This is a genomic window from Microbacterium sp. M1A1_1b, from assembly GCF_053345565.1.
Window position 1 is genome coordinate 40,188 of record NZ_JBKFAJ010000006.1, and the last position, 13,065, is coordinate 53,252.

Sequence of the window (13,065 nt, forward strand, 5' to 3'; positions counted from 1 at the left end):
TGTGCGATCAGGGGACACGATGCGACGGATCATGGGTACGGGACTGGCCGCGGTGCTGGCAGCAGCCGCTCTGGTCGGCGTGGCGACGCCGGCGGCCGCAGCCGGCTCGGGGTCGATCTCCGTGCAGCTCACGACGCCGGACGGCGCCCCGATCCGGCTGCCGGACGTTGAACTTGCCGCGATCGGGACCGACGTCGTCGTCGGGAACGCGACGACGGACGCGGACGGCACCGCGACGTTCACCGGCATCCCGGCGCCGGACACCGTCACGGTGACGACACGGGTGGTCCCGCCGCACGGAGCCGCGACGTACGCACCCGGGCTCCGGTCGGGCATCGCGGTCAGCGGCGGCTCGAGCGCCGCGGTCACCGTGCCGCTCGTGCTCGGTGCCACCGTGCGTGGTGCCGTCGTCGGACCCGCCGGGCCGTCGGCGGGCCGCCTGATGTACGCGTGGAACGAGGACACGTCGCAGGTGTTCCGCACAACCTCCGACCGGGCGGGTCAGTACGAGTTCGTCGGCCTGAGCACCGGTCTCTACCGCATCGAGGCGCACGCCAACGGGCTGGCCTCCCCCGCCGTGTGGAAGACCCGGGTGTACCAGCAGCGCGGAACCGTCCCGGCGTCGCAGGTGACGCTGTCGCGGCACTACGCGCACGACGACTACGACCTGACCGTCGACGCCCACGCGGCATCGCTCCGACCCTCCGCCGAGCTGAGCGGTGCGACCGTCACGGTGACGGAAACCACGAGCGCGGCGTCGTTCTCCACCCGGTTCTCCGGTGTCCTCGACGACGAGCAGACTGCCCAGTTCCAGATCCCGTCGGGGCAGTACGTGGTCGAGCTCCGGACGGTCGCGACGTCCGCCACACCGGCACGTGTCCTGTGGCTCGGACGCCCGGGTGGCGTGTACCGGTACGTGACCGAGCGGGCGCAGGCGGTGCCCGTGCGCGTCGTGTTCGGGGGCATGAACGGGTGGGGTGGGGCGGTGCCGGAGCCCGCCGGGCGCTGACGAGGGGCGGGGCGACGTGCCACGACGTCGAGTTCCGGCATGCCACCAGGGTCGTCGGGCCCGGCCGCTCCGACGTCCGTGCACCTCCGGCGTCGTGGTCGGCGACGCAGCCGCAGATGCAGACGGATCAGCGGCCCGGAAGGGTACCCAGCGACTGGGAGCGCTGCGCGAGCAGCTCGGCGTAGGTGCCGTTCTTCTCAGCCCACCGCAGACGCTCCGCTGCCTGGACGACAATCTCGTTCGGCGTCGGCGTCTGCGTGACCAGCCCGATGACCTCGTCGAGGAAGTCGCCGAGCGGCAGCGCGGCGGGGTTCAGCTTCTCCTGGCCCGCGTTCGCGACGGCCGGTGGGATCAACTCCGTGACCCCGACACCGGTGCCGTCGAGGTGCGCGCGCAGCGACTCCGTGTACGCGTGCACCCCGGCCTTCGTCGCACCGTACGTGGGCATGAGCGGGAACGGGAGGAACCCGATCCCCGAGGTCACGGTCATGACGTCGCCGTGGCCTTGCTGGATCAGGTGCGGGGTGAAGGCGTCGATGACCCGGATGGTGCCGAGGAGGTTGACCTGGATGCTCGTCTCGGCGTCGCTGAAGTGCGCCGGGTCCCGGAGGTCCTCGACGAGCATGACGCCCGACATCGTCACGACGAGGTCGAGGTCCGGGTGTGCGGCGAGGACCTCGTCCCGGGCGTTCGACACCGACACCGAGTCGGTGACGTCGATGCGGACGGTCTCGAGGTCGTCGACCTGGTCGGTGTTGCGGCCGCCGACGACGACGGTGCTGCCGGCGTCGGCGAACCGGTGGGCGAGGCCGAGGCCGATACCGGAGGTGCCTCCGACGACGAGGACGGTGCGGTTGGTGATGTCCATGGGGTGTGCTTCCTGTCGATGAGCGGTACCCCCAGAGCCTCCCGCGCGGTCGCGGGCCGTGGAAGGACCCTGCTGGCCCAGGGGTCTGGCAGGACCCCCGCTGCGACCACGATCACGAACTAGCGTGATCGGCATGGACGACGACGCTTCGGCAAATCGACTCGGGGCCTACCTCCGTGCCCGCCGCGACCTGGTCACCCCCGCGATGGCCGGTCTGCCGGAGAACGCGAACCGCCGCGTCCCGGGGCTCCGGCGTGAGGAGGTCGCCCTGCTCGCCGGGATCAGTGGCGACTACTACCTCAGGCTGGAGCGGGGGCGGGACAACAACCCGTCCCCGCAGGTCCTCGAGGCCCTGGCGAGGGTGCTGCAGCTGGACGACGTCGAGACCGAGTACCTCCTCGGCCTCGGCGCTCCTCGTCCCCGGGCTCGACGCACGCGCCGCATCGACCGGGTTCCCGCACGGCTTCACCATCTCCTCGCCGCCGTGGACGTCCCGGCGTTCGTCGAGAGCCGCACCTTCGACGTCCTCGCATCCAACGCACTCGCACAGGCCCTGTCGCCGCGGCTGGTCCCGGGCCACAACCGACTCCGAGATCTGCTGCTGGACCCCGAGGAACGCGCGTTCCACGACGACTGGGACACGGCCGCAGCCGATTCCGTGGCGTCGTTCCGGAGCACGGTCGGCGACGACATCTCCGATGCCCGCGTCGTGGAACTCGTCGGCGAACTCTCCCTGTCGAGTGCTCGGTTCCGTCAGCTGTGGGCACGCCAGGACGTCCGACACCTCGAGGGCGGGACGGCCAGCGTCCACCACCCCACGATCGGAGCACTCACCCTGAACCGCGAGAAGCTCCCCGTCGGAGACCTCCTCGTCGTGCTCTACTACCCCGACCAGGGATCGTCCACCGCCGACCGACTGCGCCTCCTGGCATCCGTGACGACGACGCCCGCTCACCGAGACGCGTGGACCACCGACCTGACGCCGGCGCAGCCGTCCGATTGACCGGCCGGTCTCACCGAGACCGATCTCGTCCCTGACCGGCGACGGCGGCGTTCGCCGACGGGCGGCACTCGTTCGGAGACCTCCCCGCGACCGAGTCTGCGGCGATGTCGCGGAGCCTCGTCAGGCGGTCGTGCGTGTCGGTGAGGGCTGCGATCTGGCGCTGGATCCGATCTCCTTCCTCGTCGAAGTGTCCGAGCATCGTCGGCGTGGCGACGCCGGTGTCGAGGAACGGCAGCAGCTCGCGGATCCGGTGGCTGGGCATGCCCGCTGCGTACAGCATCTGCAGGAAGCGCACTCGGGTCACGTCCGGCTCCCGGTACTCGCGGTGCCCGCCCGTGGTCCTGGTGGACGACAGCAGAGCCTGTTCCTCGTAGTACCGCAGGGACCGCACGCTGACGTCCGCACGTTCCGCCAGTTCTCCGATGCGCACGTGGTGTCCCTTCGACTTGAACCTGACGCTGATGTCAGGTTCTACGGTAGCGCCATGCACATCTCTGGAGCCACTGCCCTCGTCACCGGCGCGAACCGCGGCATCGGCCGTCACCTCGCGGCCCAACTCGTCGAACGCGGCGCGAAGGTCTACGCGACCGCTCGTCGCCCCGAACGCATCGACCTCGACGGCGTGGAGCGCGTCGCGCTCGACATCACCTCGCCGGCATCCGTCGCCGCAGCCGCCGCGATCGCCACCGATGTCGACCTGCTGATCAACAACGCCGGGATCGCCACCTCCGCGAGCCTGCTCGGCGACCTGGACGCAGCGCACTTCGACATGGACACGAACGTGTGGGGCACCCTGTCCGTGATCCGGTCCTTCGCACCCGTCCTGGCCGCGAACGGCGGTGGCGCGATCGTGAACATCGCCTCGGGCGCCTCGTGGCTGGCGATGCCCGGAGCGTCCGCCTACGCCGTGTCGAAGGCCGCCCTGTGGAACATGGGCAACGCGTTGCGTCACGAGCTGGCCGAGCAGGGGACGACGGTGACATCCGTCCATCTGGGGGTGGCGGACACGGACATGACCGCAGGACTCTCGATCGACAAGACCGACCCTGCTGACGTGGCACGCGCCACCCTGGACGGGGTGGAACGCGGCGACTGGGAAGTCGTCGTCGATGAACAGTCGTCGCTGATCAAGCAGATGCTCGCCCGTGACCCCAAGGAGCTGTACGCGGTGGTGGCGCAGATGCTCGCTTCCTGAGGCCGACCATCCTGGTCTTCCGGCAGCGCTGTGGCCTCATCTCGGCATGTCCGTTTCGATGCGCAGACCCGCTGCCGGTTCCGTCGACGAGGTCGTCGCCGCGCTGGGCCGCCTCGCATCTGACGCCGTAGATCGACAATCGTCAGGTGACACGAGTTCGCGAGATCATGAACGTGGACGGTGCTCAATATTGTCTCGGTGTCGTTCCAGCCCACCATCGCTCGACTTCGTCGCGAGCTTCGGCTTGCCTCGCGTCCGACTTTCGAGATCTGCCACTGAGGAATGGCGTCACGATCAACTCGACCGATTTGTCGTGCTGTTCGACATCGAGCCGGGGGAACCGTGTCACTGCCGAGACCGCGTCTCGGTTGATCCGCTTCGTTCGAGTAGCTCCGTGGACGACCATCTCGTCACTCCGAAGGTCGACACCCGCCGTCAACTGCCTCACCGCGAGGTAGATGCCTGCGACTGCGAGCACACAACCGATGATCAGCCAAGCGGGGCCGCCCAACGTCGCCATGTAAAGAGATACCGCCGCCAGCACCCACCACCCGATTGAGTTGGTTACTCGGACCCGGACCGGCTGATTCAGCCGTCGGCCCGCGGCTTCGTCGATCAAGCGTTACTTCTTTCCTCGACGATCGCGCACGAACGCGATGATGACGCACACGATCAAGACCGCGAAGATTGGAATAGCGAGCTGACCCGCGAGGGGAGAAAGCATTGTGCCTCAATTCGAAAGGAGACTGGTACCGGTCTCGATACCGGTGTATCCGGCTGCAGTGACCGTCTTTGTGAGCGTGGGAACCTCCAGCGCCTCCCCCAGTCCCCCGAGACCGAGCGTTGCGGTTCCAAGTAGACCCGCGCCTACCGCGCCGCTGGTGTCGCCTACGACAGCGCGAGCGCCAACCGATGCGACGGTAGACCCTGCGGCCAGCCCCAGTCCAAGTCCGATCGGAGCGCCGATACCGGTCGCCGTCGCGAGATCGCCTCGGGCGCCTCGTGGCTGGCGATGCCCGGAGCGTCCGCCTACGCCGTGTCGAAGGCCGCCCTGTGGAACATGGGCAACGCGTTGCGTCACGAGCTGGCCGAGCAGGGGACGACGGTGACATCCGTCCATCTGGGGGTGGCGGACACGGACATGACCGCAGGACTCTCGATCGACAAGACCGACCCTGCTGACGTGGCACGCGCCACCCTGGACGGGGTGGAACGCGGCGACTGGGAAGTCGTCGTCGATGAACAGTCGTCGCTGATCAAGCAGATGCTCGCCCGTGACCCCAAGGAGCTGTACGCGGTGGTGGCGCAGATGCTCGCTTCCTGAGGCCGACCATCCTGGGACGCTCGCCAGCGGCACCTCGTTGACGTGGGATCAGGGAGCCGAGATGGCGGCCCACCGACAGTTCCACATCGCGACCGGGGTTCCCGTGTTCGTCTGCGATCCCGCGAGCGCCTCGCGAGCCTGCTACGAACGAACTGACCCCACCGGCGTTGCGACCAGAACTGGAATCTGCCAGCTGGCACCGGGCCTCCTGTCCGTCTGTGGTCGGGCCACTCCCACGACGACTGCGTCAGAGAACCTGAGAACTTCTTCCGAGATACGGAACTGTGCGTCTGCACAGGGTTAACGTCTCTTGCATCGGGCGGGAGGGACGCCCGGGACGGGGGAGTGCGACATGCAGCGGGACTACGGGCGCCAGTTCGCCGACGTGTACGACGAGGTCTTCCCGCCCGACGGACAGCTCGTGGCGGCGCTGCTCGACAGCCGGCCCGGCACAGCGCTGGAACTCGGGATCGGGACCGGACGCGTGGCGGTGCCCCTCGCGGCTGCTGGGGTCGCGGTCACCGGGGTCGACCTGTCGCCCGAGATGCTCGATCGGGCACGGAGTGCGGCCGAGCGCGAGCAGGTGCCCCTCGAGCTCGTCGAGGGGTCGATGACCGACGTCCGACTCGACGACCGGTTCGACCTGGTCTACTGCGTGTGCGCCTCCATCTCGATGCTGCTCGAACGGCGCCAGCAGCGGCAGGCCCTCGAGGTCGCCGCGGGCCACCTGGCTCCCGGCGGCCGGATCGTGGTCGAGACCCACAACCCGGACGCAGTTCGATCGCTGCACGACGGTCGACGGCGGGAGACCTGGTTCGTGCCGTACCCGGGCACCGGCCGCGGCCTGCAGTCCTACGGTGTGCTGGACGAACCACGGTCGCTCTGGCAGGTGAGCCACCTGTGGCACGACGGCGGGACGACGAGTGTCGGGAGCGAGGTGAGCCTCCTGACGCCACCCGAGGTCCTGACGGGCCTCGCGCAGCACGCCGGGCTCGCGGTCCGGTCGGTGCACGGTTCGTGGCGGGGCGGCCCCGTGACGCCGGACTCCCCGACCTACGTCGCCGAGTTCGGAGCAGCGGCGTGATCCGGGCCGTGGCCGGCGCGGTCGAGGGGTTCGCCCGTCGGGTCATCGCCCGCGGCACCGACCGCGACGCTGTCGTCACGGCCACCGAGCGCGCGTCGGCGCTCGTGGTGCTGATGGGGAGCCTCGAGCACCTCGCCAACGCGGAGAACCGACGCACCGGAGGCCTGAACGACTGGGCGGTGTTCCGCGACTCGGCCCTGATCCGGAGGGAACGGGTCCGTCGCGCCCTGGACGTCGCCTACCGACCGGCCATCGTCACCACGATGCACGCCCTCCGTGTCGCCGCTGCCCTGGTGCACCTGTCTCCGGTCCGCGACCCCCGTGCCCGAGCGCTCGCGTCCGGGGTGACCGTCGCCACCGGGTACGTCCTCGGGCCGCTGCACCACAACGGCGGCGACGGGAGCGACCAGGCGGCGTTCTTCACCCAGGCCCTGTCCGGAGTCGCACGTGTCTCCCGCCGGACGGCCACAGTCGACACCGCCCTGTGGGCGATCGCCGCGCAGGCCACGCTGTCGTACGTCGTGTCCGGCTGGGTCAAGCTGCTGGGCGAGCCGTGGCGGAACGGCTCCGCGCTGCTCGGGGTCATGCGCACGCGCGTGTACGGCTCGGAACGGGTGTGGCAGCTGCTCCGCCGCCGGCCGGGCCTCGCGCGGGTCGGCGAGGTCGCCACCCTCGTGCTCGAGTGCGGGTTCCCCCTCGTCTTCGTGCTCGGACCCCGCGCGCGACTCGCGCTCCTCGGCGCCGTGGGCGGCATGCACCTGACCATCGCGGCGACCATGGGTCTCGGCCGGTTCCTCCCGGCGTTCCTCTCCCTGCAGCCGGCAGTGCTCTTCGTCACCACGGACCGACGAGCCGCTCGGCCCGCACGTGACGACACGCTCCCCGTGGTCCTCGGCGCGCTGGCGGCGGTCATCGGTACCGTCGCGGCGACCCGACAGGTGCTCGACGCCGTCAAGAGCACGCGTCCGCGCGACGGACAGCAGCTCCTCCGCACGTCGAGCGGATCGGTCCTGGCGGTCCGCCACCGTCCGTCGACGCGACCCGACGCCCCGCTGGTGGTGTTCGAGAACTCGCTCGTCGCGGTGCAGGAGTACTGGGACCCGATCATCGACGGTCTCGGTGCCGAAGTGTCCACGCTGACGTACGACCGGCCGGGCACCGGGGCGAGCGCCGTCCCGCAGCAGACCCTCGCGACTTACGGCGACGACCTGGTGGAACTCGTCGACCGCCACGCCGGCGGACGCCCCGTGTGGTTCGTCGCCCATTCCTTCGGCGGCCACCTGCTCCGAACCGAAGCGCACCGACTGGGCGACCGGGTCGCCGGTGTGGTCCTGCTGGACCCGACGACCGGGCTCGCCGGTCGACCCGACGGCGAGGTCCTCACTGCGCTGCGCTCGCTGACCGCGGGCTTCCCGCTCATGGAGTGGTCGCTCCGTACCGGCTGGGGGTGGCTGCTCGACGCCACCACCTGGTCCATCCCCGCACGGCCGGCCAGCAGCCTGGGGCTGGCCTCCGTGTACCGGAACGCCCGACTCTGGCGGACCGGGCGGTCCGAGTGGGAGGCCGCCGAACCGGCACTCGTGGATGACCGCCCCGGCCGGAGGTTCCCCGAGGGTGCGACGGTGGTCGTGGTCACCGCGAGCTCCAGCGACGAGCTGCAGCCCGCCGTCAGCGAAGCGCACGCACGCGTCGCCGCCGAGCACGGCGGACACCGCGTCGTCGTCCGGGCCACGCACGACGGGCTGCTCGTGCACCCCGGGCCGGTGCGCCGTGTCGTCGAGGTCATCCGCGAGACGATCGGCAGCGGCGAGGACCTCCGCACCCCCGCGCTCGGTGGCAGCACGTCCGGGGAAGAACGATGAGCCGGTCGAACCTCCCCCTTGCCGTCGCCCTCGGGGCGTGGCTCGTCGTGACCGTCATCGGGCAGCATCCGAACCGACGCTTCGACCGGGTCCGCCATGTCGACACTGCGGCGCTGCTCATCCCGAACTGGCGGTTCTTCGCGCCGATCCCCGCCTCGACCGACTTCGAGGTGCTGCACCGGTACCGCGTCGACGGCCGTGTGACCGACTGGACCCGCACGAAGGCCGTCGCCGGACGGCGTCTGCGCGACATGGCGTGGTTCCCGTCCCGACGCGTCGACAAAGGACTGTTCGATGTCATCGGCCGGTTCCTGGTCGCCGCCGAGCAGATGCCGGACGGGTACGAAGCCGGGGCCGACTACCGGGCCCTGCTCGGGTTCGTCCGCCGGGCAGCCGCTCGGCAGTCCGACGGTCACGCGGACGCCGTGCAGTTCGCGATCGTCAGGACCGGCGGTCACGACGACGCCGTCCCGGTGGAAGAACTCTTCGCCTCCCGTCGAGAGCCGATGATCGAGCACGCGCCCCGGTCGCACGGTGTTCCGTCCGCAGCCCCCGGGCAGGCGACGCCCGGGTCACCATCCGCAGAGGAAGCATCACCAGAGGAGAACGCATGAACGCCAACACCCGCACGATGCTGTGGTTCGCCGCTCCGGTCGTGCTCATCGCCATCGTGGTCGCGATACTCCTGTTCGACCTGCCCGGGCTGGCCTGGCTCTCGGTGCTCGTCGTGCTCGGCATCGCCGCCGGCGTCTTCGTCGTGTCAGCACGACGCGAGTGACCTCGACCACCGGTCGAGCTGCCGTCCCGACCGGGACGGCCCCTGATGCACCACCACCGTGAAAGGACGACATCATGACGACCATCGCCGACATCGCGTTCGACACCAGCCGCGGCCAGCGATTCGCCCCAGAACAACCACTCGCTGCGACACCACTCGCAGCACTCGCAGCGAGCTCCGTGTTCACCGGTGCCATCGCCGCGTACGCGGTCGAAGAAGCCGTCGGGAACTGAGCGAAGAAGAGAGGACCTGACGATGCAACAGGACATGCGCGGGCTCGACGCCCTGCCGTTCGACTCCGACACCGCGACGACCTTCCGAGCACTCCGGCCGGTCGCGGCCACCCCGGCAGCGGTCGCCTGGGCAGGCGCTGTCGTGGCGGCCGCCGGTGTCGGCGCCGCCATCGGCGACGCGGTCGACTGACGAACGCTCGCCGACGAACGCAGACCCCCGGACCCTTGTCCGGGGGTCTCCGTGCGCCCCGTCACAGTCACGGCCATGGTGCTGGCCTTGGCCTTCCGGCAGCGCTGTGGTGTCATCTCAGCATGTCCGTTTCGATGCGAACACCCGCCGCCGGTTCCGTCGACGAGGTCGTCGCGGCGCTGGGCTCCTGGCAACGCGACGATGCTCTCGTCCAACTCCATCCGGGCGACCTCGGTTGGGCCTGGCGCCACGGTGAGGCCGCAGTCGCGGAGTCGCTGCGAGTCTGGTGGGACGACGGCGTCATCGTCGCCGTGGGTCTCATCGACGGACCGACGGTCCTCCGCATGACCGTCGCCCCCGACCGGTGGTCAGACGACGGCCTCGCCCGCCGGGTGCTCAGCGATCTCGACGGAGGAGCCCTCGCGCCCCGTCTCGGTTCCGTGGAGATCCCGACCGGAACAGCAGTCCATGCGGTGCTCCGCTCCGCCGGGTGGACCGCTGGTGAAGCCTGGACACCGCTCGCCCGTGACCTGACGACGACGGCCGTCGAGCCGAGTGGGCTGCAGGTCCACGTGGTCGGCCCGGACGAGGTCGAGGACTTCACAGCGGTGCACCGATCAGCGTGGGGCAGCGAGACCTTCACCGACGACGTGTGGGAAGTCATGTCCCACGGGGCACCGTTCCGCAACGGACGGTGCCTGCTCGGTCGGGACGCAGCCGGGAGGGCCGTTGCCGGGGTGACGGTCTGGTCAGCGGGCGACGGACAGCCCGGGCTGCTCGAGCCGATGGGCGTGCACTCCGAGCACCGCGGCCTGGGCCACGGCAGAGCGGTCTGTGTCGCTGCGGCCGCTGCCCTGCAGGAGCTCGGCGCATCGACCGCGTGGGTGTGCACGCCGAGTTCGTTGCGCAGCGCGGTGGCGACCTACCGGTCGGCCGACTTCACCCCGCTGCCCGAACGACTCGACTGCGTTCGACCTCGATGAGCTGACGTCGGCGGCTTGCTCGTGGCCTCGTCTGGGCACCGACGACAGGCACCACACCGCGAGCGCGCGCTGACAGCGCCCTGAACGAGGAAGACCCCCGCATCAGCGGGGGTCTTCTGTGGCGGGTCATTTGCAGGTCTCGTTGATCCGCGCGGTTGAGCGGATGCAGACTCCCCAGCTCCGGCTCATTAGCCGAGTTTCCCCTGGGCTGGCTCCGATTTTCCCCTCTCGGAAAAGCCCTGGTCAGGAATGAGGCGGGACTGCACGATGGAGGAGCGCCTGCGGCGAACTGGTTTGTCGCGAGGCGCTCCGAGGCCGCGCTGTGGATCGCGTGTCCGGGGGGCTCGATGACTCCTTCGGTAGTGACGGAGAGGGACTTGAAGGTCGGCGGCCCGAACCTGTTGCGCACCGTTCCTACGATTACGATCCTGGTCGTGGATCAACAATGGAAGGACTCACTCGAGGATGCGGGTTCAGCGCTGGCGCAAGTTGCGGCGGGCTTCGTTCCGGGAGTTGGGCCACTTCTCGCCGCCGCGGTCCCTCTGATCGCCGGCTCCGCTCAGATGCGCCGCGTGGAGCGCGACCTCCTTGCGTTGCGAGCCGATGTCGAAGACGCGGTTCGCAGCGGCAGAATCCCAGACGTCGAGGCGGCACTCACCTCCGAGACGTTCCTCGCCGGGGTTCAGTTCACTGTTCAGCACATGCTTGAGACAGCGTCTGCGGAGCGTCGGCAGCGGTTACGAAACGCGCTGGTCGCCGGTACAGCGGGCGAAATCCGAGATCCGGAAGCGACGCTGCGACTCACCGACCGCCTCGAAGAGCACCACGTCCAAGTGCTTCGCGCGTTGCGGCACCTCGGCGTCTCCGCCGAGAGCAGCTTCCTCTCCGTCGATGCCGGGCGGCTGCGAAACGCCCTAACCCAGTCCCCCGGCAAGGCGATGTCCGAATCGCAGGTCCGCAACACCTGCGCCGAACTCGCGGGGTTCGGTCTACTACAGGCCTTCCAGCACCTGGAGCTGGATGACGCCACAATCACACGACCCACTCGTGACAGTGCCGGGGAACTCGGCAATACAGCGGTCGAGGCGGACGAACAGTACCTGCTGGCCGATGACGGGCTCGATGTCATCACCGCGTTACTGCGGAGCGAGTAGGTCCTTGTTGTCGTAACGGCACGAACGGCCTCAGCCCTGCGATGGACCCTGCTGCGGATTGCGTTGAATCGTTGGTTCTGTGCGGACGTCGCCCGTCGACGGGACGATTCATCCGTGGACGACGCTTCTGCGCCGACGACTGTCCCGGACGATGACGCCCCTGGGTCGACAAGCGGTGACAGCAAGACGTCCGACTTCATTGAGGCGTTTCAGTGGCGTGCTGACGACAACATGGTGGCGCTCCGGTTCCGAAGCGGGCTCGTGCGAGGTTTCGGCGGGGACGCCTCGTTCGCTACGCACGCGACGGACTTCGCCGTGGTGGAGGTTCATCCATGGCGGCGGAACGTGTTCTTCACGACGACTCGAGGGGATGGGTTCTCGTCGAGGTTCGGATCACGGTTCAACTCGTCGCCCGTTCATGACCGTCCCGTGGTCTACCTTGATCAGAACCAGTGGAGCACGCTGAGCAAGTCCGTCAACGCTCCTTGGCGGGTGCGGTCGGATGGTGAGCTCCGAGCGGCTTGGCTTCTCATTGGTATGGCTTCGTCGGGGAAGGTGATCCTGCCACTGTCCGCCGCTCACCTCGGGGAGACCGGCACTTGGGGTAACGCCGACGGACGCTATGAACTTGCGGTTGCAATCATGTCCTGCAGCGGCGGATGGCAGATGCGCGACCCACTGCAGGTTCGTGCTGCAGAGTTCCGTCGAGTCCTCGCCCGCTCCTCCGGCAAGCCGGCGGCGCCGGTGCCGGACGTCTTCTCCGCTCGAGGTTCCTGCCGACGTTCCTGCTGAATGGGGTTACGCATACAGGGCGTCGTTGTCCAACATCGTCTACGCCTCGATGATGCTCGACCAGCAGGCAACGCCTCGCGGGAACATGGCCGGCTGGGTGCAGCGAGTGCAGGGGTTCTCCACCTGGCTTTCCGGAGAGACCAACCGAACGAAGCAGCAACGACGGCGTGCCGCAGAAGTTTTCATGTTCTCGGATGCCATCCGCGAAATCGCGCAGGCCGCCATCGATGCGAGGCTCACCCCTAGCGAGATGTCCGCGTGGACACAGTCAACCTGGCACAGCCCGGGGCTGGGGGCACCCGCGATATCGCTGTTCCGCGCCACGATGATTGACAAGCTGCTCGGCTCAGGTCGGTGGGAAGGCAATGACCTCTCCGACCTTTTCTACCTATGCACAGCAGCCGGGTACGCCGACCACGTCGTTGGTGAGCGACGAACGATCGGTTACTTCAGCAGTCCGTTCGACGTCTGGGAGCTCCGGTGCAACTGCACCGGACGCTGGTGTCGGTGGTGGACGCCCTGACCAGCGAGCACGTGTAACGTGCTGACACCCTACGAGGTCAGCGCTCCGGGCGGAGCTTCGGCTGGGG

General features: G+C 69.0%; 17 protein-coding genes. 14 read left to right on the top strand and 3 right to left on the bottom strand.

Annotated elements, in window-relative coordinates:
• The first annotated feature begins 19 nt into the window (after positions 1–19).
• Positions 20–1,009 carry a carboxypeptidase-like regulatory domain-containing protein gene (locus tag ACLBWP_RS14230; RefSeq protein WP_447655673.1) on the top strand — a complete coding sequence of 330 codons (990 nt, stop codon included), beginning with the start codon at positions 20–22 and terminating at the stop codon, positions 1,007–1,009.
• Positions 1,010–1,136: 127 nt separating this feature from the next.
• Here the strand turns inward: ACLBWP_RS14230 and ACLBWP_RS14235 are convergent, their stop codons facing one another.
• The gene (locus tag ACLBWP_RS14235; protein WP_447655674.1) at positions 1,137–1,877 is read right to left on the bottom strand and encodes an SDR family oxidoreductase; all 741 of its coding nucleotides are present in this window, start codon (positions 1,875–1,877) and stop codon (positions 1,137–1,139) included.
• Between the two features lie 133 nt (positions 1,878–2,010).
• Between ACLBWP_RS14235 and ACLBWP_RS14240 the strand changes: the two genes are divergently transcribed.
• On the top strand, positions 2,011–2,880 hold the full coding sequence (locus ACLBWP_RS14240; protein WP_447655675.1) for a helix-turn-helix transcriptional regulator: 870 nt from the start codon (positions 2,011–2,013) through the stop codon (positions 2,878–2,880).
• A gap of 10 nt (positions 2,881–2,890) precedes the next feature.
• On the opposite strand, the gene ACLBWP_RS14245 is transcribed toward ACLBWP_RS14240, so the two are convergent.
• Positions 2,891–3,310 (bottom strand): MerR family transcriptional regulator, encoded by a 420-nt coding sequence (locus tag ACLBWP_RS14245; RefSeq protein WP_447655676.1) that lies wholly within the window; start codon positions 3,308–3,310, stop codon positions 2,891–2,893.
• Between the two features lie 54 nt (positions 3,311–3,364).
• Here ACLBWP_RS14245 and ACLBWP_RS14250 point away from each other — a divergent pair, with 54 nt between their 5' ends.
• Entirely contained in the window at positions 3,365–4,075 is a 711-nt protein-coding gene (locus ACLBWP_RS14250; RefSeq protein ID WP_447655677.1) for an SDR family oxidoreductase, read from the top strand.
• 184 nt (positions 4,076–4,259) lie between these two features.
• Here the strand turns inward: ACLBWP_RS14250 and ACLBWP_RS14255 are convergent, their stop codons facing one another.
• A complete protein-coding gene (locus ACLBWP_RS14255; RefSeq protein ID WP_447655678.1) occupies positions 4,260–4,694 on the bottom strand; it encodes a hypothetical protein in 435 nt (144 codons plus the stop codon).
• Between the two features lie 366 nt (positions 4,695–5,060).
• Between ACLBWP_RS14255 and ACLBWP_RS14260 the strand changes: the two genes are divergently transcribed.
• The 11 genes from ACLBWP_RS14260 to ACLBWP_RS14310 all read left to right on the top strand — a co-directional run bounded on the left by ACLBWP_RS14260 (position 5,061) and on the right by ACLBWP_RS14310 (position 12,998).
• Positions 5,061–5,399: an SDR family NAD(P)-dependent oxidoreductase gene (locus ACLBWP_RS14260; RefSeq protein WP_447655782.1), complete on the top strand. Its 339-nt coding sequence runs from the start codon at positions 5,061–5,063 to the stop codon at positions 5,397–5,399.
• Between the two features lie 352 nt (positions 5,400–5,751).
• On the top strand, positions 5,752–6,483 hold the full coding sequence (locus ACLBWP_RS14265; protein WP_447655679.1) for a class I SAM-dependent methyltransferase: 732 nt from the start codon (positions 5,752–5,754) through the stop codon (positions 6,481–6,483).
• Positions 6,480–8,345 (top strand): alpha/beta fold hydrolase, encoded by a 1,866-nt coding sequence (locus ACLBWP_RS14270; protein ID WP_447655680.1) that lies wholly within the window; start codon positions 6,480–6,482, stop codon positions 8,343–8,345. The genes ACLBWP_RS14265 and ACLBWP_RS14270 overlap by 4 nt, the downstream gene beginning before the upstream one ends.
• Positions 8,342–8,959 (top strand): DUF5819 family protein, encoded by a 618-nt coding sequence (locus ACLBWP_RS14275; RefSeq protein ID WP_447655681.1) that lies wholly within the window; start codon positions 8,342–8,344, stop codon positions 8,957–8,959. Before ACLBWP_RS14270 ends, ACLBWP_RS14275 begins: the two co-directional genes overlap by 4 nt.
• The gene (locus tag ACLBWP_RS14280) at positions 8,956–9,123 is read left to right on the top strand and encodes a hypothetical protein (protein WP_447655682.1); all 168 of its coding nucleotides are present in this window, start codon (positions 8,956–8,958) and stop codon (positions 9,121–9,123) included. Before ACLBWP_RS14275 ends, ACLBWP_RS14280 begins: the two co-directional genes overlap by 4 nt.
• A gap of 74 nt (positions 9,124–9,197) precedes the next feature.
• Positions 9,198–9,356, top strand: coding sequence for a hypothetical protein (locus ACLBWP_RS14285; protein WP_447655683.1), 159 nt, complete (start codon positions 9,198–9,200; stop codon positions 9,354–9,356).
• Between the two features lie 22 nt (positions 9,357–9,378).
• Positions 9,379–9,546, top strand: coding sequence for a hypothetical protein (locus ACLBWP_RS14290; RefSeq protein WP_447655684.1), 168 nt, complete (start codon positions 9,379–9,381; stop codon positions 9,544–9,546).
• 134 nt (positions 9,547–9,680) lie between these two features.
• The gene (locus ACLBWP_RS14295) at positions 9,681–10,529 is read left to right on the top strand and encodes a GNAT family N-acetyltransferase (protein ID WP_447655685.1); all 849 of its coding nucleotides are present in this window, start codon (positions 9,681–9,683) and stop codon (positions 10,527–10,529) included.
• 377 nt (positions 10,530–10,906) lie between these two features.
• On the top strand, positions 10,907–11,683 hold the full coding sequence (locus ACLBWP_RS14300) for a hypothetical protein (protein ID WP_447655686.1): 777 nt from the start codon (positions 10,907–10,909) through the stop codon (positions 11,681–11,683).
• Between the two features lie 114 nt (positions 11,684–11,797).
• Positions 11,798–12,475, top strand: coding sequence for a hypothetical protein (locus ACLBWP_RS14305; protein ID WP_447655687.1), 678 nt, complete (start codon positions 11,798–11,800; stop codon positions 12,473–12,475).
• Positions 12,476–12,500: 25 nt separating this feature from the next.
• Positions 12,501–12,998 (top strand): hypothetical protein, encoded by a 498-nt coding sequence (locus ACLBWP_RS14310; RefSeq protein ID WP_447655688.1) that lies wholly within the window; start codon positions 12,501–12,503, stop codon positions 12,996–12,998.
• Positions 12,999–13,065: the final 67 nt, after the last annotated feature.